Source organism: Pseudomonas khorasanensis, assembly GCF_014268505.2.
Taxonomy (GTDB): domain Bacteria; phylum Pseudomonadota; class Gammaproteobacteria; order Pseudomonadales; family Pseudomonadaceae; genus Aquipseudomonas; species Aquipseudomonas khorasanensis.
Genome location: NZ_JABWQP020000007.1, coordinates 176,867 through 202,440 on the forward strand (window position 1 = coordinate 176,867; position 25,574 = coordinate 202,440).

Below are 25,574 nucleotides of genomic sequence, written 5' to 3' on the forward strand. Positions count from 1 at the left end.
AAGACGGGCGCGCCTGGGCAGCGCCCGCGCAAAAGGCCCGGCGATCAACCCGCCCGTGCCATGCAGTGCTCGATCAACGCCTCAAGCTCTCCCTGGTAATCGCTCATCAGGGCATCCATGGTGCCGGCCCGGTAGCGCTGGCTGCTGTAGATGCAACGCAAGGCCAATTGACCGTCATAGACCTGGCCGACAATTTCCAGCCAGTTGCCCAGGTTCGCCTTGAGGCTGTAGTTGTCGCCGGTTTCTTCCAGTGCCGGCACCAGCAGTGCCTTCTCGTCGAAGCTCTGGTCGAACTGTCCGAGGTAATTGAACGTGACCCGTGCTTGCGGCAGCCCCGCCAGTTGCGCCGAGATTTCAGGCCCGGCCAGATGGCGCAGCACGCCATAGCCGATGCCCTTCTGCGGTACGGCCGCCAACTGTGTCTGCACATCGACGATCGATTGACCAATGTCGTTGCTGTCCGGGCGCAGGCGCACCGGGAACATGCTGGTGAACCAGCCGAGGCTGCGGCTCAGGTCGATCGATTCGAAGAGGTCTTCGCGGCCGTGTCCTTCGAGCAGAATCAGCGCTGATGGTTGCTGGCTCCAGCGGCACAGGGCGCGACTGAGCGCCGACAACAGCAGATCGTTGATCTGTGTGCCGTACACCGCCGGGGCCTGTTTGAGCAGTTGTTCGGTGTGCTCGCGAGACAGCTTGAGCCGTGCCTGTGCCTGTTGCCGCACAAGGTTTTTACCGCGCGGGTTGTCGCACGGCAGATCGACGCCCGGTTGATCCAGTTGCTCCAGCCAGTAAACCAGTTCCTGCTCGGCAATCACCGGCGCTTGCGCCTGCAACGCTTCGGCGAACGAACGATAACTGCTGGTGCGAATCGGCAGCTGCGGTTGCGACCCCTGCACGCAGGCCTCGTAAGCCACTTTCAGATCGTCGAGCAGAATCCGCCAGGACACGGTGTCGACAACCAGGTGATGGATCACCACCAGCAAGCGCGCCTGGCCGTCCGGCAAAGCCACATGCATGACCCGCCAGACCGGCCCGTCGTCCAGCTTGAGGCTGCGCTGCGCGAGGTTGGCCAAGGCTTCGACCTCTTCGCTGTTTCGCGCTTCACGGCGCCACAGCACCGCTTCGGTCGGCTCGGTGGTGCTGTAGCGCTGCAGCCAGCGCCCGGCGTCATTGGAGAACCGCAGGCGCAGCGAATCGTGATGCTGTTCGATCCAGCCCAGTGCCTGTTCCAGTGCATCCAGATCCAGTGGCTGACGCGCGCTCAGCAGCAGCGACTGGTTGTAGTGATGCGCCTCGGCCATGCCTTCGGCGAAGAACCATTCCTGGATCGGCAGCAGATTGAACACGCCCTCAGCGGCCACTTGGGTCACGTCCGGCAATGGTTGCCCATCGCCCTTCTTCGCCACTTGCTGCTCGACGATGCCAGCGATGGTTTGATAGCGCATCAGATCGCGCAGCTTCAGATCCATTTGCAGCGTCGGATGGTTTCTCACCCGCGAGATCACTTGCAGGCTGAGGATCGAATCGCCGCCGAGTTCGAAGAAGTTATCGCTGATGCCGACCTGCTCGACCTGCAACACCTGCGCCCAGATCTCAGCCAGCAAGGACTCCTGCTCAGTGCGCGGGGCGAGGTATTCGAAGCTTTTGAACTCCGGCTCGGGCAGCGCCTTGCGATCGAGTTTGCCGTTGGGTGTAACCGGGAACGCACTGAGGCAGACAATCTGCGCCGGCACCATGTATTCGGGCAGCGAGGCGCGCAGCCCGACCTTGAGTTCATCACCGATGTCTTCACCGGTGGCGGTGACCACGTAACCGATCAGTTGTTTGCCCGAAGCGTTGTCGCGAGCGATCACCAGCGCGTCGGTGACCGCAGGCAATTGACGCAGGCTGGCCTCGACTTCGCCCAGTTCGATACGGAAGCCACGCACCTTGACCTGATGGTCGATCCGCCCGACGTAATCGACCACGCCGTCGGCACGACGCCGCACCAGATCGCCGCTGCGGTACAGGCGTTCGCCCGGGGCAAACGGGTTGGGCACGAAGCGCTCGGCGGTCAGATCGGGCCGCCCGTAATAACCCCGGGCGACGCCGTAACCGCCGATGTACAACTCACCGGCAAAGCCCGGCGGCAACGGATTCAAGTTATCGTCGAGCACGTACAGCGAGCGCGCACCGACAGCGCGGCCGATCGGCGCATACGCAGCTTCGCAGTGCTGGCTGACGGCGACTTTCCAGAGCATCGGCGTGACCACGGTTTCGGTCGGGCCGTAACCGTTTGTGAAGTACTGCGGGCGCAAAGCCGCTTTCACCTGTTCGAAGGTCTGCTCCGGCACCGCATCGCCACCGAAGCAATAGATGCGCACCGGCGGCGGTGCAATGCCACTGGCCGCCGCGTACTCGGCCAGTTGCTTGAGATAAGCCGGCGGGAAGCAGGCGATGGTCACGCCGTAATCATGCAAGGCCTGATACGTCTGCTCCGGTGTCCACAGGCAACCGTCGCGGATCACCAGGCGACCGCCGCTGTACAACGTACTCAGCCAGCGTTCGTGAGCGCCATCGAAAGCGAACGACATGAAGTGCAGCTCGCAACTGCTGGCATCCATTTCGTACAACTCGGCGATGGCCTGGCAGTGCATGCTGAGCGGGCCTTGCGTCACCGCCACGCCTTTCGGCCGCCCGGTGGAACCCGAGGTGTAAACCAGATACGCCAGGCTCTGTTCGTGAACATGGCAGGCCGGGGCAGCATCGCTGTAACGGCTGCGATCAAGCTGATCGATTTCCAGGCGCTGCACGCCTTGCGGCGCCGGCAACGTCGCGCGCAGGCTGCTTTGCGTCAGCAGCAGGGCCATGCGCGAATCTTCGATCATGTACGCCAGGCGCTCCGGCGGATAATCGATGTCCAGCGGCACGTAAGCCGCACCGCTCTTGAGCACGGCGAGGAAGCTCACCAGCATTTCCAGCGAACGCGGCAACGCCACGCCGATCACTACTTCCGGCCCGGCACCGTGCGCAATCAGGCACTGCGCCAGACGATTGCCCTGCTGCTCGAGTTCGGCGTAAGTCAGGCTTTCGCCCGCGCATTGCACCGCGATCGCATCGGGTTGCTGCTGTGCATGACGGCTGATCAGCTCAGGCAACAGACGCGGCTCATGGCGGTGTGGCGGTTCTGCACTCCAGGCCTGCGCCGCTTGCCATTGTTCGCTGGACAACCGCTGCAGATTGCCCAGCCGTTCATACGGCGCGGCCATCATCGCATCAAGGGTGTTTTCCAGCGTCACGCGAATGCCTTCCACCGCCTCGGCGCTGAAGTGGCTGCGCAGGTACAGGTACTCGATCGACAACTCGTCGCCGAGCATGACCGCGAGGTCCATCGGCACGTTGGTCACGCCGTGGCCGATGGATTTGCCGAAGGTCAGATCGGTGTCGGTTTCTTCCTGCAGACGTTCGTCGATCGGGAAGTTCTCGAACACCACAATGCTGTCGAACAACGCCTGGCCGCCGAGGCTCGACCAGCGCTGCACATCAGCCAGTGGGGCCTGTGAATAGTCGCGAATGTCGAGGTTGTAGGCCTGCACTTCGCCCAGCCAGTCGGCCAGGCGCTGATCGGCTTGCGGGGTTTGAATGATCGGCAAGGTATTGATGAACAGACCGAGCATGTTGCCGACATTCGGCAGACTTTCCGGACGCCCCGACACCGTGGCGCCGAACGTCACCGTCTGTTGGCCGGTATAGCGCTGTAGCAGCAGCAGCCATGCGCCCTGAATCAACGTGTTGGGGGTGATCCGCAAGTCGCGGCAGAACTCCAGCAAACGCGCGGTGTGCGCCTTGTCCCAATTCGAGTAAATCGCATCGTGACCGGCAACATCGGCGCTGTGGCGCGGATGCATCGCCTGACTCAGTGCCGTCGGCTCGTTGACGACTGCCAGACGCGCCTTCCAGAACAACGCTTGCGCGTCCTGATCCTGCGCCTGCAACCAGGCGATGAAGTCGCGATAGCGTCCGTTTTCGCCAGTGATTTCGCCCTTGGAGTAGTACTGCAAGACCTCGCCAAACAGCCTCGAGCTGCTCCAGCCATCCATCAGGATGTGATGGCTGGTCCAGATCATCTGGTACTGCTCGTCGCCCAGGCGCAGCAAAGTCACCCGCTGCAAACGCGCCTCGGACAAGTCGAAACCCAGCGCACGGTCGGCGCTGGCGAACTCGGCAATCGTCGCTTCGCTGCAGTCCTGCTCACGCCAATCGAGTATCTGCATTTGCAGCGGCGCATGGCGATGCACAACCTGCAACGGTTTGGCCAGACCATCCTGCCAATGAAAACTGGTGCGCAGGATCGCCTGACGGACGATGACGAACTCCCACGCCTGGCGGAATCGCTCCACGTCGAGCCCCTTGATCGGCAGGCTGACCTGTTGCACATAAAGGCTGCTGCCGTTATCCGACAGCGTATGGAAGAGCATGCCTTCCTGCATCGGCGACAGCGGATAGACGTCTTCGATCAGTTGCGCTGGCACCGGCAAGGCATCGAGCTGCGCCTGATCCAGTTGCGCCAACGGGTACTCGATAGCGGCGCTCGATTGCTCATCGGCAACCGAAACGACCGCTGCCAGCTTTTGCACGGTCTGCTGCTGGAACAGATCTTTGGGCGTAAAGCCAATCCCCTGCTGACGCGCGCGGCTGACCAGTTGGATCGAGATGATTGAATCACCGCCAAGGGCGAAGAAGTTATCGGTCACCCCGACCCGCTCGATCTTGAGAATGTCCTGCCAGACCTCGGCCAGTTGTTGTTCGAGTGGCGTCGACGGCGCCACGTAATCACGTTGCGACTGGCTGGCGTCCGGCACCGGCAAGGCCTTGCGATCAAGTTTACCGTTGGGCGTCAGCGGCAACTGCTCGAGAAACAGCCACTGCGCCGGCACCATGTATTCCGGCAGATGAGCCTTGAGCGCGGCTTGCAGCGCGGCACTCAGATCATCCAGTTGGGCGAGGCTCTGATCGGCTTCGGCCGGCACCACATAGGCCACCAGTTGCTGACCGCCAACGCCGTCCGCCGCCAGCACCACGCCTTCGCGAACGCCGACCTGCGTCAGCAGACGCGCTTCGATTTCGCCCAGTTCGATACGGAAGCCGCGCACCTTGACCTGGTGATCAACGCGACCGACGTATTGGATACGGCCGTCGTCCATGAAACGCGTCAGGTCGCCGGTGCGGTACATGCGCTCGCCGTTGCTCGACGACGGATTGGGCACGAAACGCTCGGCGGTCAGGCCCGGGCGGAACAGGTAGCCACGGGTGATGCCCTCGCCAGCCAGATACAGTTCCGCTGAAACGCCCAGCGGGGCCGCCTGCAATTGCTCGTCGAGCAGGTACGCGGTGGTGTTGCGCAGCGGCCGACCGATATTGGCCTGGCCGCCGAGTTCGCGACGGGTCCAGGTCGAATACGTGGTGTCTTCCGACGGCCCGTACAGGTCGTAGACGTGAGCCACCGAAGTCTCGCGGTACAACGTGTCGACCAGCGCCTGCTTCAGCGGCTCGCCGGCCAGATTGATGATGCGCACGCCCGGCGGGATCTGACCGATGCGCTGCAGCGCGGCAATCGCCGACGGCACGGTGTTGATCAGACGCACCTGCTCACGCTCGGGCAAGTCCGGCAGCTCGAGGGCGTTGCGCGCCATGACGATCGAACCGCCGCGCGCGAGGGTGACAAAAATCTCCCACACCGACAGGTCGAAGCACACCGACGTCGACGCCAGCACGCCTTGCAGATCGTCCTCGCTGTAGACCTCGGCGGACCAGTCGATCAGCGCCTGTACGTTGCGGTGGGCAATGGCCACGCCTTTCGGTTTGCCGGTGGAGCCGGAGGTGTAGATCACATAGGCGAGACTGGTCGAGTCGGCGCGCGCCGGCAGGTTGTCCAGCGCCTGCCCGGCAAAGGCCTGGCCGCCGGCCTCGACCAGCAGCACCTGCGCTTCGGTCGACGGCAATTGCGCCAGCAGCGCTTGTTGGGTCAGCAAAACTTTCGCCTGGCTGTCGTCGAGCATGTAGGCCACGCGGTCGGCCGGGTAATCCGGATCCAGCGGCACGTAGGTGCCGCCGGCCTTGAGCACTGCCATCAGGGCGATCAACAGCTCCGCCGAACGCGGCATCGCCACCCCGACGCGAACTTCCGCAGTCACACCGAGCGTCAGCAGATGACGGGCCAACTGGTTTGCGCGCCGGTTCAATTCGTCGTAGCTCAGGGCCACACCGGCATGACTCAACGCCAGTGCCTGCGGATGCGCTGCGACCCGAGCTTCAAAGCTCTGCGAGATCAGGCGCTCGGTCGGATACGCCGCGTGATTGTCGTTCCACTGCGCGAGTATCTGCCGCTCGGCCAGCGGCAGCAGGCCGATCTCGCCGAGAGGCCGCTGCGGCGCTTCGATGAATTGCTGAAGCAATTCGCGCAAATGCGCTGCCAGGCCCAGCACGCTGCGTTCGGCAAAGTGCTCGGTGAGGTAGTTGAAATCGAGATTGAGCACTTCGCTGGCGCCCGCGATCAGGGTCAGCCCGTAGTTGGTCTGCTCGCGATGCTCCAGACCGGAGAAACGCAGCCCGCCCGGATTCGCCTCCAGCGCGTCCGACACGGGGTAGTTCTCAAACACCAGCAAGGTGTCGAACAACGCTTCGCCACTCAGCGCGGCCAGGCGCTGAATATCCTGCAGCGGTGTCTGTTCGTAGTCGCGCAACAACAGGTTCTTGTCCTGCACGCTGCGCACCCAGTCGCCGACGCTGACCGTGGCCTGCGGGCTGGCGATCACCGGCAGGGTGTTGATGAACAGCCCAAGTTGTTCCTCGATTCCCGGCAGGTCCACCGGGCGCCCGGACACCGTGGCGCCGAACGCCACGGTGCTCTGGCCGGTGTAGCGCTGCAAGACCAGCAGCCATGCGGCTTGCACCAGACTGTTGAGCGTCACCTGTTGTTGGCGGGAGAAATGGTTCAGACGCTGGGTCAACGCTTCGTCGAAATGCAGGCGATGCATCTGTTTGCCCGGCCCCGGCACGGTTTGCCCGTGGCAGGCCGAGGCCAGTCGGGTCGGCTCGTCGAGCTCGGCCAGTTGACCGCGCCAGAAGTCCTGCGCGGCGGCCTTGTCCTGCCCTTGCAGCCAGACCAGAAAATCCCGATAGCGGCCCTGTGCGCTCGGTACCGGCTGGCCGGCGTAATCCTGCAGCACCTCGCCGAACATCCGCGAGTTGCTCCAGCCATCCATCAGGATGTGGTGGCAGGTGAAGATCAGCCGATGCCGTTCATCGGCGGTGCGCAGCAGGCACAGGCGCAACAGCGGTGGATTCTGCAGGTCGAAGCCGCGTTCACGGTCGGCCTGCGCCCGCGCTTCAAGCACCGCCGGCAGATCGGCGACATCGCGCACATCGACTTCTGGCATTTCCAGGGTCAGCTGGCGATTAATCACTTGCAACGGCGCATCGAGGCCATCGCGGCCCCAGATGAAACCGGCGCGCAGCACTTCATGGCGATCGACCACCCGTTGCCAAGCTTGCTGGAAGCGCGCCACGTCGAGGCCGTCGATGTCCAGCAGCATCTGATAGACATAGGCGCTGGGGTCAGCGTCGTACAGGCTGTGGAACAGAATGCCTTGCTGCATCGGCGCCAGCGGATAGATGTCCTCGATGCGCTGGGCGGCCATCGGCAGGCTGTCCAGATGCGCCTGGGACAAACCGGCCAAGGGTACGTCGGACGGCGTCAACCCGCCCGGATGGCTCAGACAGTGGTCAATCAATTCACACAGCGCTGCCTCGTAGGCGCGGGCCAGGCCGGCAATTGTCACTTCTTCGAAGACATCACTGCTGTAGGTCCAGGTCAGGCTCAACTGGCCCTGATAGACCCGGCCGTCGATGGTCAGCCAGTTGGCCATCGGCGCGTTTTCGTCCTGACCGGCGCCTTTGTCCTCGGTGGCCGGCCGCCACAAGGCGTCTTCATCGAAGTTGTTGTCGAACTGGCCGAGGTAGTTGAACGTCACCTGCGGCTGCGCCAGCTCGCGTAACGCCGCTTGTGCGTCGGGCGTGCCGAGATAACGCAGCAAGCCGTAACCGATACCCTTGTTGGGGATCGCGCGCAGTTGCTCCTTGATGCCTTTGATCGAGGTTTCGAGACTGGCATCAGGCATCAGGCGTACCGGGAACATGCTGGTAAACCAACCCACGGTGCGGCTCAGGTCGATGTCATCGAAGAGGTCTTCGCGGCCATGACCTTCCAATTGCACCAGCGCACTGTCGCTGGCGGTCCACGCACACAACACCCGGGCCAGTGCGGTCAGCAGCAGGTCATTGACCTGGGTGCGGTAGACCGCCGGGGCCTGTTGCAGCAACTGGCGGGTGCGCTCGGCATCCAGACGCGTGTCGACGCTGCGCTCGAAGCGGTTGTTCAACTGGCCCTGCGGATTGTCCAGCGGCAAGGCGACAGGGGCGTCGCGCAACTGCTCGCGCCAGTAAGCCAGTTCACTGTCCAGGGCCGCGCTGCGGGCATGCTCTTGCAGGCGCGAGCCCCAGTCCTTGAAGGCGCTGGTCTTGGCCGGCAGACGCACGATTTTTCCGGCGCCGATCTGCTGATAAGCGCTTTGCAGATCTTCAAGCAGGATTCGCCACGACACGCCATCGACCACCAGGTGATGAATTACCAGCAACAGACGTTGACTGGCGTCCGGCAAGTCGATCAGCGCCGCGCGAATCAGCGGGCCGTTTTGCAGATCGAGGCTGCGTTGCAGTTCCAGACACAACGCCGGCAATGCCGCGCTGTCTTCCAGCGTGAAGGTGCGCAACACGTCTTGCGGCTGATCCGCCGCGCCGTGGCGTTGCTGCCAGCCCTGCTCCGTTTCGCGATAGCGCAGACGCAAGGCGTCATGCTGCTTTTGCACGAGTACCAGGGCTTGTTGCAGCGCAGCGGCCTGCAGGGTTGTGGCCGGGGTCAGCAGGATCGACTGGTTCCAGTGATGACGCGCCGGGATATCGCTGTGGAAAAAGTACTGCTGGATCGGCGTCAGCGGCGCGTCGCCGAGCACCTCGCCCTGCTCCGTTTGCGCCGCGTCGCTTTGTTTCGCGACGGTCGCCAGACGTTGCACGGTCTGGTGCTGGAAGATGTCCTTGGGCGTGAAATGAATGCCGGCCTGCCGCGCGCGGCTGACGACCTGAATCGAAATGATCGAATCGCCGCCCAGCTCGAAGAAATTGTCCTCAAGCCCGACCCGCCCGACCTTGAGCACGTCCTGCCAGATCTCGGCCAGCCGTTGTTCCAGTTCGTTGCGCGGTGCAGCGTAAGCCTGTTGCGCCTGAGCGATTTGCGGCTGTGGCAGTTGCTTGCGGTCGAGTTTGCCGTTGGCGGTCAGCGGCAACCGTTCGAGGAATGCCCAACTGATCGGGACCATGTAATCCGGCAGGGTTTCGCGCAGGTGCGCCTTGATCGAATCACGCAGGGCGCCCTGCTCGTCCGCGTCCAGCGTTTCGTTGGGCACGACCCAGGTCGCCAGTTGCTGGCCGCTGAGGCCTTCCACCGCCAGCACCACGGTTTCGCGCACTTGCGGGTGCTTGAGCAGTTGCGCTTCGATTTCCCCCAACTCGATGCGGAAACCACGGATCTTCACCTGATGGTCGATACGCCCGATGTACTCGATCACTCCGTCGCCACGCAGCCGAGCGAGGTCGCCGGTGCGGTACAAACGTTCACCTGCCTTGCGGTTGAACGGATCGGGCACGAAGCGCGTGGCCGTCATGCCTGCCTGATTCAGGTACCCGCGCGCCAGACCGGCCCCGGCAATGTACAACTCGCCGATGCAGCCCGGCGGCACCAGGTTCAGCGAGCTGTCGAGCAAGTACCACGAAAGGTCGACAATCGGCGCGCCGATCGGACTGCTGTGGCTGCTGTGCAAATCGGCCAGCGACAACGGACGATAGGTCACGTGCACGGTGGTTTCGGTGATGCCATACATGTTGATCAGGGTTGGCGTGTGATCGCCGAACCGCTCGAACCATGGGCGCAGGCTCTGCACTTCCAGCGCCTCGCCACCGAACACCACGTAACGCAGCGTGTTGCGGCGCGAAGAATCACTGGCGACCTGCATCAACGGTTTGAACGCCGATGGCGTCTGGTTCAACACCGTGACCTGTTCATCGCACAGCAGGGTGTAGAAATCCTCCGGCGAACGACTGACGTCATGGGGTACGACCACCAGTTTGCCGCCGTACAACAGGGCGCCGAAAATCTCCCAGACCGAGAAATCGAACGCGTAGGAATGGAACAGCGTCCAGCTGTCCTGCGGGCCGAAATCGAACCAGTGCTCGGTGGCGCTGAACAGGCGCATCACGTTGCCGTGCGGCAGCAAGGCGCCCTTGGGTTTGCCGGTGGAACCGGAGGTGTAGATAACGTAGGCCAGATTGTCCGGTGTGGTCAGGCACGGCGGGTTGGTTTCAATGCCGCATTCTGGCGCTTGATCCAGATCGAGGCACGCCAGCCCCGGCGGAATCGGCAATTGCCCGAGCAGATGGCCCTGGGTCAACAGCAACTCAATACCGCTGTCCTTGATCATGTAGCTCAAGCGCTCATCCGGATAGCTCGGGTCCAGCGGCACATAGGCACCGCCAGCCTTCAACACCGCGAGGATGGCGACGATCATGTTCAGCGAACGCTCGACCGCAATGCCCACGCGCACGTCTGGTCCGACGCCACGATCGATCAGCGTGTGCGCCCACCGGTTGGCGCGGCGATTGAGTTCGGCGTAGGTCAGGCGCTGCCCGGCGAAGGTCACGGCCACGGCGTCTGCATGACGCTCGGCCTGGGCTTCGATGGCTTGATGAATGCACTGCGTCAGCGGCTGTTCGACCAGCACCGGATTCCATTGCGTCAACAGCTGTTGCTGCTGGCCGGCGTCGAGCATCGGCAGTTCGCCAATGCGCTGCGTCGGCTCGGCGACGATGGCCTGCAACAGCGCTGTCCAGTGTTGCGCCAGACGCTCGATGGTTGCCGCGTCGAACAGGTCGGTGGCGTACTTGAGCACCGCTTCGATGCCGTGAGCCTGTTCGGTGGTGTTGAGGGTCAGGTCGAACTGGGCGGTCTGGCTTTGCCATTCCAGCGGCTCGATGTTCAGCCCGTTCAGACGCGTCGCGACGCTTGCGCGGCGCTCTGCCTGGTGGTTGAACATCACTTGGAACAATGGGCTGTGACTGAGGCTGCGGCCCGGCTCCAGCGCTTCGACCAGTTGCTCGAACGGCAAGTCCTGATGGGCCTGGGCGTCCTGTGCAGTCTGTTTGACCTGACGCAGCAGCTCGACAAACGGCAGCTGTGCGTCCATGTCAGCCTTGAGCACCTGGGTGTTGACGAAGAAGCCAATCAGGCGCTCGATTTCCACCCGGCCACGGTTGGCCACTGGCACGCCGACACGGATGTCGCGCTGCCCGCTGTAGCGATGCAACAGGGCCTGAAACGAGGCCAGCAGCAATACAAACAGGGTGACGTTTTCCTGCCGGGCAAAAGCCTTGAGCGCATTGCTCAGCGCCGAATCAAGAATCAGGTTATGGCTCGCGCCGGCGAAGCCCTGATCAACCGAGCGCGGGCGATCCAGCGGCAGCTCCAGCACCGGCTGCTCGCCGCCGAGTTTTTGCTGCCAGTAGGCCAGTTGTCGCTCCTGCTCACCGGCCTCCATCCACTGGCGTTGCCACAAGGCGTAATCGGCGTATTGAATCGGCAGCGCCGGCAGACCGGCGTCGTGACCGAGATTGAAACCGGCATAAAGCTGCACAAGTTCTTCAATCATCACTTGCAGCGACCAGCCGTCGGAGACGATGTGGTGCAGGGTCAGCACCAGCACATGGTCAGTCGGGCTGACCTGCAGCAGCGCGGCACGCAGCAACGGGCCGTGCTGCAAATCGAAAGTCTTTTGGCTCTGGTTCTGCACGAAAGCCTGGATCGAGGTGTCCGGGTCATTCGCCGGCTCACCGCTCAGGCAATGAACGTCGAGGGCAAATGCACCTGCAGGCAGGACCACTTGTAGCGGTTGTGCGGTGTCCTGAGAGAATACCGTGCGCAAGGTTTCGTGGCGTTCGATCAGCGCCTCGATGCTGCGCTCCAGTGCCGGCACATCCAGCGGCCCCTGTAAACGCAGGGCCGTCGGAATGTTGTAGGCCGCGCTGTGCGGTGCCCACTGCCAGAGGAACCACTGGCGCTGCTGAGCGTAGGACAGCAGCAACGGCTCTTCAGCCGTGCGCTTGAAAACCGGGGCAATGTCAAAGAGGTTGACGCCTTTCTGCTTGAGCAGAACCGCCAGGGCCTTTCTTTGCTTAGCCGAAAGTTGTCCTACCGACTCGATTAACTCTTGCACGCGTTTTCCCTCTCAAGAAATCAGTTTTTCCAGATCATCGAGGGATAGACGTTTGAGGGCCTCCAGTGATTTAGCCAATTCATCCTGAACGGGCGACATTTCGACACGCAACGCTTCGATCCGCGCACAGAAATCCTTGAGGGTGTCGGTTTCGAACAATGCCTTGAGCGGCACCTTGTCGCCCAGACGCTCCTGAACCCGGGTCACCACCAACGTCGCCAGCAACGAATGCCCGCCAAGCTGGAAGAAGTTGTCGGCCAGCCCTACCCGTTCGACCTCCAGCACCTCCTGCCAGATCGTCGCGACTTCCCACTGCAGATCGCTTTGCGGCACCTGGTACTGCTCCTGCGTCGGGCTCTCTCCCAAGGTCATCAGCGCCTTGCGATCGAGCTTGCCATTAGGCGTCAACGGGATGGCTTCGATCAGATGCAGATGCCCCGGCACCATGTGCGCCGGCAAGCGACTGGCCAGTGCGCTGCGCACCCGCTCCGTCAGCGTCGTCAGATCGCTGGCCGTCGCAGCGACGAGATAAGCATGCAGGTGTTTGCCGGCGGCACCGTCCTGCGCAAGCACCACGGCTTCGCCAATGTCGTCGAGCTCCAGCAGACGCGCTTCGATCTCGCTGAGCTCGATGCGGAAACCGCGAATCTTCACCTGATGGTCGGCGCGGCCAATGTACTCGATGTTGCCGTCGTCGCCCTGGCGCACCAGATCGCCAGTGCGGTAGACGCGCTCGCCATTGGCCGCGTGCGGATTGGGCACAAAGCGTTCGGCGGTCAGCCCGGCGCGCAGCAGATAGCCGCGCGTCACCCCGGCGCCACCGAGGTACAGCTCGGCCGGCACGCCCTCGGGCAGTACCTGTAGCTGACTGTCGAGCAGGTAGGCGACGGTGTTGTCCAGAGGCCGGCCAATGTTCGCCCGGCCTTGCGGCGTGCGCAGGGTGAAGGTCGAGTAAGTGGTGTCTTCCGACGGCCCGTACAGGTCGTAGACCTGCTGCACTTGAGTGCTGGCATACAGGCTGTCGACCAGACTCTGCTTGAGTGGCTCGCCAGCCAGATTGATGGTGGCGACCGAGGACGGAATCTGCCCGGCGCGTTGCAGCGCAGCAATCGCCGACGGCACCGTGTTGATCAGGGTGACTTGATCACGGGCCGGCAAATCGGCCAGGGCCAGCGCGCTGTCCGCCAATACCAGGCAGCCACCGCGAGCCAGAGTGACGAAAATCTCCCACACCGACAGGTCGAAGCAAATGGAGGTCGAGGCGAGCACGCCGCGCAATTGCTCTTCGCGATAGACCCCCGCCGACCACTGAATCAGCGCCGACAGGTTGCCGTGAGTGATGGCCACGCCTTTCGGTTTGCCGGTGGAGCCGGAGGTGTAGATCACGTAGGCCAGGTTGCCTGCTTCGATATTTACCTGCGGCGCGGTGGACGGGTATTCGCTGGCGACGCCCTCGTCCACCAACAGCACCTGCGCATTCAACGGCTCGGGCAACATGGCCAGCGCCGCCGGTTCGGTGAGCAGCACGGCGGCGCGGCTGTCGTCGAGCATGTGCAGCAAGCGTTCCTGTGGGTAATCCGGGTCGAGCGGCACATAGGCGCCACCGGCCTTGAGGATCGCCAGCAAGCCGACCAGCATGTCCGGCGTGCGCCGCATGCACACGCCGACGCGCACTTCCGGCCCAACGCCCACGCCTTGCAGCTTGTGCGCCAGACGATTGGCCCGGGTATCGAGGTTTTGGTAATCGATGGATTGCTCAGCGAACAGCACCGCACTCGCCTGCGGCTGACGTTGCACCTGCGCGGCGATGTGCGCCAGCACCGTGCGTCGATCCGGCGCGATCACCGGCGCCTTGCCCCACGCGATCGCCCGTTGACGTTGCGGCTCGGCGAGCAGTTGCAACGCACCCAGCGGCTGCGTGACATCGGCGAGGAACTGCTCGAGCAGGCCTTGCAGTTGCGCACTCAGCGCGCGGATCGCTGGCGCATCGAAACTGGCCTGATCGTAACTCACGCCCAGGCTCAGCTCGCGTCCGGTGACCGCCACCAGCGTCAGCGGATAGTTCGTCTGCTCGTGACGACGGATCGCCGAAAACTTCAGACCGGTCTCCGGCCCCTGCGCCAGCGCTTCAGCCATCGGATAGTTTTCGAATACCAGAATGCTGTCGAACAACGCCCCGGCACCCGCACCGGCCCAACGCTGAATGTCGTACAGCGGCGTGTGTTCATGCTCGCGCAAGGCCAGGTTGAGAGCCTGCACCTGTTGCAGCCACCGACCGACGCCGATCTCGGCCGACGGCGCCGCCACCACCGGCAGGGTGTTGATAAACAGGCCGATCTGCTGCTCCACACCCGGCAAATCGGTCGGCCGCCCGGCGACAGTCGCACCGAAGGCTACGTGTTCCTGCCCGGTGTAGCGCTGCAACAGCAGCAGCCAGGCCGCCTGCACCAGCGTGTTGAGTGTGACCTTCTGCTCGCGGGCGAAGCGGTTCAGTTCGGCCGTCAGTTGTTCGCTGAATACATGCTCGTGGTCGGCATAGCCGCTTGCTGCGTCCTGCCTGACTGGCATGGCGCTGGCCAGTCGCGTCGGCTCTTCAAGATCGGCCAGCGCCGTGGTCCAGAACTGCCGACTGGTCTGCTGGTCTCGCTGCCCGAGCCATTCGATGTAATCGCGATAACGCCCCTGCCCTGCGGCCGGCGTCATGCCGGCGAAGCGCTGCAGCACTTCGCCAAACAACTGCGAAGTGCTCCAGCCGTCCATCAGAATGTGATGGCAGGTGTAGATCAAGTGATGACGGGTTTCATCGGTGCGCACCAGCGTCACGCGCAACAGCGGTGCTTCCAGCAGATTGAAACCGTTGTGCAGATCTTCAGCGGCCAGTTGATCGAGCGCTGTATCGAGCCCATCGCGACCGCGCCAATCCTGCACCTGCCACGGCATCTGCACACGGCTGCGCACCACCTGCACCGGCGCGGCGGCATCCTGCGGCCAGACGAACACGGTGCGCAAAATATCGTGGGCGTCGAGGGTCTGCTGCCAGGCCTGACGGAAGCGCTCGGCGTCGAGCTGCTGCACGTCGACGCGCAGCTGATTGGTGTAGGCCGGGCTGTCCGGCTCGTTGCGGCTGTGGAACAGAATGCCTTGCTGCATCGGCGACAGCGGATACAGATCAACGATGTCTCGCGGCGCAATCGGCAGGGCCGACAACTGCGCCTGCGTCAGCTTGGCAAGGTTGAAGTCGGACGGCGTCACGCCACCCGCGCCACGCTCGCAGCAATGCTCGATCAGACGTTCCAGCTCGCGGCGGTAAGCCTCGGCCAGCGCCTCGATAGTTTCGGCGCGGTACATGCCGGTGCCGAAAGTCCAGGTCAATTCCAGCTCACCGGCAAAGACCTGACCGTCAACACTCAGCCAATTGCCCAGCGGCGCTTGCCCGTCCTGGTTGGCGCCGGTACCTTCGCCGCTCGGCACGAACAACGCGCCTTGCTCAGCGCTGAACGCGCCGTCGAACTGACCCAGATAATTGAACGTCACCCGCGGTTGCGCCAGCGCCTGCAATTCGGTGGACCGACTGAGGTAACGCAGCACGCCATACCCGATGCCTTTGCCCGGCACCGCGCGCAATTGCTCCTTGATCGCGCACAGCGACGCAGCGGGAGTCGCCTGTGGTGTCAGGCGCACCGGGAACAGGCTGCTGAACCAGCCGACGGTGCGACTCAGGTCGATATCGTCGAACAAGTCCTCGCGACCGTGGCCTTCGAGCTGGACCAGCACCGAAGACTGCTCGCTCCAGTCACACAACACCCGCGCCAGTGCCGTCAGCAACAGGTCGTTGATCTGCGTGCGATACGCCGCCGGGGCGACTTTCAGCAGCTTGTCAGTCAGTGCCTGACTCAGGCGTGTACTGGCGCGGGCGGCCTGCGCGCGGGTCTGGCTGTCCTCGGCAAAATCCCGTGGCAGTGACGCGTCATCCGCCGCCAGGGTCTGACGCCAGTAAGCGCTTTCGCCGGCCAGCGCTTCGCTCTGTGCATAACGATGCAACTGCTCGGCCCAGCTGTGTAATGAACTGCTTTTGCCCGGCAACACCCGCGCTGTACCCGCTGCCAAAGCGCTGTAAGCGTGTTGCAAGTCCTCAAGCAGGATGCGCCACGACACACCGTCGACGACCAGGTGATGGATGACCAGCAACAAGCACTGCTCCGCGTTCGGCAGATTGATCAACACCGCGCGCAGCAAATACCCGCGTTGCAGATCCAGGCTGCGCTGCGCCTCATCGGCCAGCACTGGCAAGGCGTCGAGGCTGTTCAGCTCGCGCACCCACAGCAATTCAGCGTCACGCTGTGTCTGCGGCAGCGCCTGCCAGCCCTCGCCCGACTGCACGAAGCTCAGGGCCAGCGCATCATGCTCGTCAACCAAGGCCGTCAGCGCCGTGCGCAGATGCCCTGCGTCCAGTGTTGTGGTCGGTTGCAGCATCACCGACTGGTTCCAGTGCTGGCGCTGGGCAATCGGCGTCTCGAAGAAGCGCACCTGGATCGGCAGTAACGGCAACGGCCCACGCGTTGCCGGCATCGCGACGGCGACCGGTTTGGTCTCGATCAGTTTGGCCACGACGGCCAGTTGGCCAATGGTCTGTTTTTCGAATAATTGTTTGGGACTGAGCTTGATGCCTTGGCGCTTGGCTCGGGCGATGATCTGCAGGCTGAGAATCGAGTCACCTCCCAGTTCAAAGAAGTTGTCGCTGCTGCCGACGCGCTCGAGCTTGAGCACCTCGGCCCAGATCGCGGCCAGTTTCTGCTCGATCTCGCCGACCGGCGCGACGAACTGCTGAGTGACCGCTCCCGGAACCGGCAAAGCGCGTTTGTCGAGTTTGCCGTTGGCGGTCAGCGGCAACTGTTCGAGCAACATCAATTGCGCTGGCACCATGTAATCAGGCAGACGCGCCTGCAATTGCTCGCGCAGTTCCTGCGCCTGTACGTTCGCGCCCGCTGCCGGCACGCACCACGCCAGCAACTGCAGACGCGCAGGATCGTCATCCAGTGCGAGCGCCAGCACGGCGGCCTCGCTGACGCCGTCGAGGCTGAGCAAGACCCGCGCGACTTCCGCCGGCTCGACGCGATAGCCGCGCACTTTGACTTGATCGTCGGCGCGACCGATGAATTCCACCGCCTGCTGGCGGTTGCGACGTACCCGGTCGCCGCTGCGGTAAACCCGCGCACCCGGTGCGCCAAACGGGTCGGGCAGGAAGCGCTCGGCCGTCAGCCCCGGCTGATTCAGATAGCCGAGTGCAACGCTGTCACCGCCGATATACAACTCACCGGCGACCTGATCGGGCACCGGGTTGAGCACATCGTCGAGCACATAGACATGAGCACCGGTCAGCGCCGTGCCGACCGGAACGCTACGCGCCTGGGCGACAAGCTCTCCGACCTCATGGGCCAGCACGCCTACCGTGGTTTCACTTGGGCCATAGTGATTGATCAGGCGGCAGCCCGGTTTGAGCCGGCGCACACGCTCGACCAGCGCTGGCGAACAGGCTTCGCCACCGACAATCAATGCGTGTTCCGGCAGCACGTCGGCAGGCGTTGACGCTTGCAACAGCGCGGCGAGATGGCCCGGGACGATTTTCAGCAGGCCGACGCGATGGCGAGCCATGTAACCGGCAAACCGGTCCGGGTCGAAACCGAGGTCTTCCGGCAGCACATGCAGCAGACGTCCGGAGCACAACGCGCCGAACAGCACCGTGAAACCGAGATCGGCGGCGATGGTGGAGACCAGCGCCATGCTCGCCTCTGGTGCCGGCGCCAGACGTTCAAGCACGCCGCGCACATAACTGCCCAGCGCGCCATGGCTGACCAGTACGCCCTTCGGTTGCCCGGTGGAACCGGAGGTGTGAATCACGTAGGCCGGCGACTGCGCATACAGCGTCAGCTCAGGCGCGGACGCCGGCAGCGACTGCCATTGCCCCGGCGCAAAGACCAGCCCCTGACAACGCCCGACCGCCAGCTCGCCGACCCGCGCATCACCTTCGCCCCCCACCAGCACCCGTGCCTGGGCAGCGCCGAGCATCTGCCGCAGGCGCGCGATCGGCGCCTTGACGTCGAGCGGCATGTACACCGCGCCCGCCTTGAGAATCGCCAGCACGCAAGTCAGCCAGTCCAGCGAGCGCTCCATCAGCACCGCCACCGGTTCACCGGTGCCGACACCCTGCGCACGCAGATGCTGGGCCAGGCGATTGGCCGCTTGATCCAGCGCCTGGAAAGTCATGGTTTGATTCATGTCACGCGCGGCCAGCGCTTCGGGTTGGCGGGCGACCTCGCGCGACCAGTGCTGCAGCACGCTCAAGGCCGGTTCGCGAGGCGTTGAAAGCGCATCTGGCCTTTGCGTGGCGACCATGTGCAACGGCGCCTGCGGGGTATCGAGCAACCGGGCAAACAGATCGAGCAACATCGACACGAAGCCTGCGACGGTCTCCGCCCGATAGAGATCGCTGGCGTAGGTCATCTGGCCGTGAATCAGCGCGCCGTCGTCGGTAATGTCCAGCGCCAGGTCGAAGTGCGTACCGTCCCTGTCCAGCGAGTATTCGCTGACAGTCAGGCCAGGCAAGGCCATCGAGCGCTGTTTCTGCATGCCGACATTCTGGTTGAACTTGGCCTGGAACAGCGGGTTGTGCCCCAGGGTGCGTTCGGCTACCAACTCGTCGACCAGTTGTTCGAAAGGCAACTCTTGATGAGCCTGCGCACCGAACGCCGCTTCGCGCACTCGCGCCAGCAAATCGGCGAAACTGCCGCATTCATCGACCTCGCAACGCAGCACCTGGGTATTGACGAAGAAACCGATCAGCCCTTCGACTTCGGCCCTGCCTCGGTTGGCGTTCGGCACGCCGACACGAATGTCGCGCTCGCCGGCCAGACGTGAAAGGAACAGCGAAAAACCCGCCAGCACCAGCATGAACAGGCTGACGCCCTGGCTACGCGCAAAGGCATTGAGCTGTCGAGACAAGTCAGCACCGAAATCGAAGCTCAGGGTCTGCCCTGCAAAGCTCTGCGTCAGCGGCCGGGCAAAGTCCGGCGCCACCTCCAGCAACGGATGCTCTTCGCCCAACTGCTGACGCCAGTAGTCGAGCTGCCGTTCGCCCTCGCCGGCCTCCAGCCAGCGCCGCTGCCAGATCGCGTAATCGGCGTACTGCAACGGCAACGCCGGCAATTGCGGCTCGCGCTCCAGGCTGAACGCCTGATAGCACTGCACGAATTCCTTGACCATGACGTCCATCGACCAGCCGTCGGAGACGATGTGGTGCATGCTCACCACCAGCACGAATTCGTCGCCGGCCAGTGCAAAAAGGCTGGCGCGCAACAACGGGCCGTGGCGCAGATCGAACGGTTGCGCAGTGACAGCCTGCACACGTTGCGCCAGCGCCTGCTCACGCTCTTGTGAGGCGATACCCGTCAGGTCGAAGCGTTCCAGCGCGATACTCTGTTGATCGAGGATCACCTGATGCGGTTGATCGCCGTCAGTCTGGAACACGGTGCGCAACACCTCATGGCGCGCCAGCAGATGATCGAACGAACGGCTCAGGGCCGACTCGTCCAGCCGGCCTTTCAGGCGCAAGCCGGCCGCCATGTTGTACGCTGCGCTGTGCGGTTCCAGCTGCCAGAGGAACAGCAGGCGCTGCTGCGCGAACGACAGCGGGATTTGCGCGCAGTCGTGCCGACTGACCGGCAACGGCAGCAGGCTGAAATCCTTGCCCTCCTCGCGTAGCCTGGCGAGAAACAGCCGACGCTGTTCCAGCGGCAGACCGACGAATCTTTTGGCAATACGCTCCGCCATCGTGCCGCTCATACTTCTTCTCCTTGCAAAGCATTCATGAACTGATCCATGTCGGACCAGTCATCGTCACTGTTCGCCTCGGCCAATTGCCCCAGCACCCCGGCCAGATCCGCCAGCAGCGGTTTTTCGAACAGGCTGCGCAGCGGCAGCACCACCCCCATCTGATCCTTGATCCGCGCAATCACCTGCGCGGCCAGCAACGAATGGCCGCCCAGTTCAAAAAAATGATCGTCCAGGCCCACACGCGGCACCTGCAGCACCTCGGCCCAGACCTGCGCCAGACACTGCTCGGCCGGCGATTGCGGGGCGCGGTAATCGCCCTGCAATTGCGCCGGATCTGGTGCAGGCAAGGCCTTGCGGTCGAGCTTGCCACTTGGCGTCAGCGGCAGATTCGCCAGCACCAGCAGATGCCCCGGCACCATGTAATCGGGCAGGCTGGCTTGCAGCGCGGCGCGGGTCTGCTGACGAAACGCCGTCTGCGTCGCCGCGCTGGCGAGTACTGCAGGATCCGTCACCACATAGGCGACCAGTTGCGCGCCACCAGCGAATGGCACCGCCAGCACGATCGCTTCGCGAACGCCGGGACATTGCTGCAGGCGCGATTCGATCTCGCCCAGCTCGATACGGAAGCCGCGAATCTTCACTTGATGATCGACCCGACCGACGTACTCAATCGCCCCATCTGCGCGCAGCCGCGCACGGTCGCCGGTGCGATACAGGCGCTGGCCTTCGGCGAACGGATCGGCAGTGAAGCGCTCGGCGCTGAGGCCTGGCTGGTGGTGGTAACCGCGCGCCAGACCCGGACCACCGATGTACAACTCGCCCACCGCGCCTTGCGGCAGCAGGTTCAGGTCATCGTCGAGCACATACAGCCGGCGCCCCGCCAGCCCCTTGCCGATCGGTATGCCGCGCCACGACACGTCCTGCGCCGTCAGCGCGGTGCAGTCATGAATCGTCGAGACCACCGTGGCTTCGGTCGGGCCGTACGTATTGAGCAAGCGCACATGCCCCAGCCCGGCCTGTTGCCACAGGCGCAAACCGTCCACCGCCATGGCTTCGCCGCCAACGTGAATCTGCCGCAGCGCGCCGAAGCCTGTGACAGGTTTGGCGGCGTATTCCTGCACCAGCCAGTACCAATAGGCCGCCGGCAGATCGGCCAGCGTGATGCCCTGATCGAGAATGACGCGATGCAGCGTCGCGCTGTCCCACAGCGGCGCATCGCGCATGACCACGCTGGCGCCATGGCACAACGGCGGGAAAAACTGCTCGACGAAACCGTCGAAACTGCTGGTGGCGAACTGCAGAACCCGGTCGCCTTCGCGTAGATCGCTGTAATCGATGGCGCGGGCGATGAACTCGCTCAGCGCGCCATGACTGACCGCCACGCCTTTTGGGCGCCCGGTGGAACCGGAGGTGTAAATCACGTAGGCGAGATTGCCAGGCTCAACCGTGACCGGTAGATTGTCGGCTTGCCCGCTGTCGGGCATTTGCTCAAGGCACAGGCACTCGATGCCGTCCAGAGGCGGCAAGCTGGCGAGGCTGTCGCGGTCGCTCAGCAACAGTTTCAGGCCGCTGTCGTCAAGCACATGGCGCAAGCGTTCGGCCGGGGTTTGCGGGTCCAGCGGCACGTAGGCCCCGCCCGCCTTGAGCACGGCCAGCAATGCCACCGTCAGTTCCAGAGAACGCCCCAGCGCGACGCCGACCAGCACGTCCGGGCCGACGCCCTGCGCGCGCAATTGATGGGCCAAGCGATTGCTGCGGGTGTTGAGTTCGTCGTAGCTGAATGAACATGAAGGCGCGCTCGCCAACAGCACCGCCGGCGCTTGTGCAGTTCGCGCAACTTGCGCTTCGAACAGGCGTTGCACACAGACGAAACGAGGCTCGGGCGCCGTTGCCTGGATCAACTTGTGCCGTTCGCTCTCGGCGAGCATCGCCACCTCTCCGATCAACTGCTGCGGGTTGCGGCAGACGGACTGCAGAATGTTGCGCCAGTGCCCGGCCATCGCGACGATGGTCGAGGCATCGAAAATATCCGTGGCATAAGTGAACGCGGCGAACAGTTGCTCCCCCTCCTCGCGGGTGTCGAGCATCAAGTCACTGGTGGCCGCGTGTTGCCGACCGCTGCCGGCCAGTTGCTCTTCGCTCAGATAACCAACGCGCAAGCCTGACGCCAGCTGCGCCTGCTGCAAATCAGTCACCAGCGGCTGGTGGTTGAACATCACTTGAAACAGCGGGTTGTGGCTCTGGCTGCGCGCCGGTTGCAGAGCTTCGATCAAAGCGTCGAACGGCAGCTCCTGATGGGCCTGAGCGCCGAGCGCCGCCTGGCGCAGGTTCTGCAACAGCTCGGCGAACGGCGTTTGCGCGGTGACCGCGCTGCGCAGGATCTGGGTGTTGACGAAGAAGCCGATCAGGCCTTCGGTTTCACTGCGGGTGCGGTTGGCAATCAGCCCGCCGACGCGAATATCGGTCTGGCCGCTGTAGCGATGCAACAGCGTCTTGAACGCCGCCAGCAGCACCACGAACAGCGTCACGCCCTGGCGCTGGGCAAGGTTTTTAAGCGCCTCGCGCAGGGCTGCATCGATCACCGTTTCGAGCCTTGCGCCCTGATGACTGGACTGTGCCGGGTAGGCGCGATCGGTGGGCAATTCCAGCACCGGATGTTCTTCGCCCAGTTGCGCGCGCCAGTACTCCAGTTGTCGCTCGCGCTCGCCGGCTTCCAGCCAGCTGCGCTGCCACAGCGCGTAGTCACGGTAATGCACGGTCAGCGTCGGTAATGGGGGCTCTCGCCCGGCCACCAATGCGTCGTAAATGCGCATGAACTCGTCGATCAGAATGTTCATCGACCAGCCGTCGGCAATGATGTGATGCAAGGTCAGCAGCAGCACGTGTTCCTGCTCGGCCAGACGCAACAGGCGCAGGCTCAGCAATGGGCCGTCTTGCAGATCGAAGGCTTGGGTTGCCTCAGCCATCATGTGCTGTTGTGCAAGTTGCCAGCGCTGGGTTTCGGGTGACGCGCTCAAGTCAGTGACGGTGAGTTTCAGTGGCTGCGGTTCAGCCACGCGCTGAAAGGCGCGCTCGCCGTCCTCACCGAAAGTGGTGCGCAAACATTCATGACGTGCCACCAGGCGACTGAACGCCTGTTCCAGCGCTTCGACCTGCAGTTGACCGTCCAGACGCACCGCCATCGGCAAGTTATAGGCTGCGCTGGTCGGATCCAGCTGCCAGAGAAACCACATGCGCTGCTGGGCGTAAGACAGGCCGTCACGCTCGGCGATGCCGTCGCAGGCCGTCATGGGAAGCTGCGCAAAATCGATGCCTTCGCGGGCCATACCGGCAAGGAACAAACGGCGTCTGTCCTGAGGCAAATCGATAAAGCGGCGGGCTAGTTTCTGTGCGTCTGCGGCATTCATGCGTGAAGTCCTTGCTGATCGGCGGCGTGACCTGGAGACCCGGTCGTATCAACAAGAACGAACGGCCCGCACGACGATTTAGCAGGCCTGCGGCAATAACAGCCCGACGGCGCATGAGCCGGACAGACAAATGCCGAAGCCGGTACTGGACCGGCTTCGGCACTTATGTGAACGCGATGCGGATCGCTCAGCGCACGTCCAGCGAGTGCCCCTCGGCCATCGCCACGATGACTTTGCGCGGCCCTTCGAACGGTGAACGCGCATGAGCCGAGAGCATGTTGTCGAGCATCAGCACATCGCCCTCCTGCCACGCAAAACTGATCGCGCAATCGTCAAGCACCGCACGAATCTGCGCGAGCACCTCGTCTTCGATTGGCGAGCCGTCCCCGTAGTAAACGTTACGCGGCAGATCTTCCTCGTCGACGATGTCCAGCAGGCTTTCGCGCACTTCCGCTTGCAGATTGGAGATGTGAAACAGATGCGCCTGATTGAACCAGACATGCTCGCCCGTCACCGGATGCACCGCCACCGCCTGACAGGTCTGGCGCGTGCGCAGCTCACCGTCGTCCTTCCACTCGCAGACAATGCCGTGCGCCTTGCAATAAGCTTCAACGACCTCGCGATCCTCGGTGTTGAATACGTCTTCCCAAGCGACATCGAGGCCATTGCCGAAGTTGCGCACATACATCAGGCCTTTGCTGACGAAGCGCTCGCGGATCGCCACGGGAATACGTCGATAGACCTCGCGGCTGTCGGCAATCGGCGTCTCGCCGCCCGTCTTCGCCGCGATCATGCTGTAGAACCAGATCTTCATCGGCCAGTCGCGCGAATACGCCTGCTCGTTGTGCAACGGAATGCTCTGATGCGCGGGGTATTCGGTGGAGGTGTACACCCCTTGAGTCACGTTGGTGCGCGGCGTCGAGCCGAACTCGTAGTTCAGCAGCGGATGACCGAAACTCGCGGCGAACTGCCGAAATTGCTCGGCGCCGTCGAGGCGGAATCCGCGAAACAGCACGCCACCGTCGCGCAGCAGATGCTCATCGACCAGTTCCTTCAACTCATCGAACACCGCCAACAGATCGGTATCGGCATCGGTCGCCTCGACCAACAGCGGCAAGCGCCCGCGCTGCGGCAGCAGTGGCCGGACGGAAAATCCCAGAGCAACAGCCATGACTGGCCTCCTGATTGTGCGTGATAGAGGGTCGCGTCTCAGAACGCCGGTTGCGCTGCCTGCGCATGGCGGCGCTGATGCACCTCAAGATGCGACTTGATCGTGCGGATGACCCGGGCTTCATGTTCATGAATAAAGAAATGCCCGCCGGTCATCATGTCCACCGAGAAACTGCCCAGCGTCTCTTTGCTCCAGCCGATCAATTGCTCGGTGGTGGCGCGGTCTTCCTTGCCGCCCAGCACGTGTATCGGGCAATTGAGCAACGGCCGCTCGGCGGGCGTGAAACGTCCGCACATCATGAAATCGGCACGCAGTACCGGCAGCGTCAGGCTCATCAATTCCTGGTTGGCGAGGACTTCTTCGCTGGTGCCCTGAAACGTGCGCAATTGCTCGATGAGTTCGTCATCACTTCGCGATTCGGCAAAACCCCGGTCGTAATCGCTGCGCATGCTCGGTGCGGCGGTGCCGGAAGCGAACAGCGCCAGCGGTTCCGGCGCGCCGAGCTCGCGAAAGGCATGGGCCATTTCGCAGGCAAGTAACGCACCCAGACTATGCCCGAACAATGCATAAGGGCTTTGCAGACCCGGCTTGTGCTCGCGCGCCAACTGCCGCGCAAGCGCACGCATGTCGATTTGCAAGGGTTCGTCGAACCGCGCACCACGCCCGGGCAGTTCCACCGGTTGCAATTGCAGCCACGTCGGCAACTGGCGCCGCCAGCGGCTGTAAACCATGGCGCTGGCGCCCGAATAGGGCAGGCACAGCAGTGTCAGCTTGGTCACCGCGCTTTCCTTGAAAAATGTGTCTGAA

The 25,574-nt window shown here is 63.3% G+C and carries 5 protein-coding genes; all 5 read right to left on the reverse strand.

Going from position 1 to position 25,574, the window contains the following annotated elements; translation table 11 throughout:
* Positions 1 to 44: 44 nt before the first annotated feature.
* Entirely contained in the window at positions 45 to 12,359 is a 12,315-nt protein-coding gene (locus HU727_RS16840) for a non-ribosomal peptide synthase/polyketide synthase (RefSeq protein WP_186532659.1), read from the reverse strand.
* Positions 12,360 to 12,371: 12 nt separating this feature from the next.
* Positions 12,372 to 20,198, reverse strand: coding sequence for a non-ribosomal peptide synthetase (locus HU727_RS16845; RefSeq protein ID WP_186532660.1), 7,827 nt, complete (start codon positions 20,196 to 20,198; stop codon positions 12,372 to 12,374).
* Positions 20,195 to 23,596: a non-ribosomal peptide synthetase gene (locus HU727_RS16850; protein ID WP_186532661.1), complete on the reverse strand. Its 3,402-nt coding sequence runs from the start codon at positions 23,594 to 23,596 to the stop codon at positions 20,195 to 20,197. Before HU727_RS16850 ends, HU727_RS16845 begins: the two co-directional genes overlap by 4 nt.
* A gap of 187 nt (positions 23,597 to 23,783) precedes the next feature.
* Positions 23,784 to 24,767: a TauD/TfdA family dioxygenase gene (locus tag HU727_RS16855; RefSeq protein ID WP_186532662.1), complete on the reverse strand. Its 984-nt coding sequence runs from the start codon at positions 24,765 to 24,767 to the stop codon at positions 23,784 to 23,786.
* 38 nt (positions 24,768 to 24,805) lie between these two features.
* Complete coding sequence (locus tag HU727_RS16860; RefSeq protein ID WP_186532663.1) at positions 24,806 to 25,546, reverse strand: thioesterase II family protein; 741 nt, start codon at positions 25,544 to 25,546, stop codon at positions 24,806 to 24,808.
* Positions 25,547 to 25,574: the final 28 nt, after the last annotated feature.

Coding starts and splice junctions, on each gene's coding strand:
- HU727_RS16845 (WP_186532660.1), bottom strand. CDS start 20,198: ATGAGCGGCACGATGGCGGAGCGTATTGCCAAAAGATTCGTCGGTCTG.
- HU727_RS16850 (WP_186532661.1), bottom strand. CDS start 23,596: ATGAATGCCGCAGACGCACAGAAACTAGCCCGCCGCTTTATCGATTTG.
- HU727_RS16855 (WP_186532662.1), bottom strand. CDS start 24,767: ATGGCTGTTGCTCTGGGATTTTCCGTCCGGCCACTGCTGCCGCAGCGC.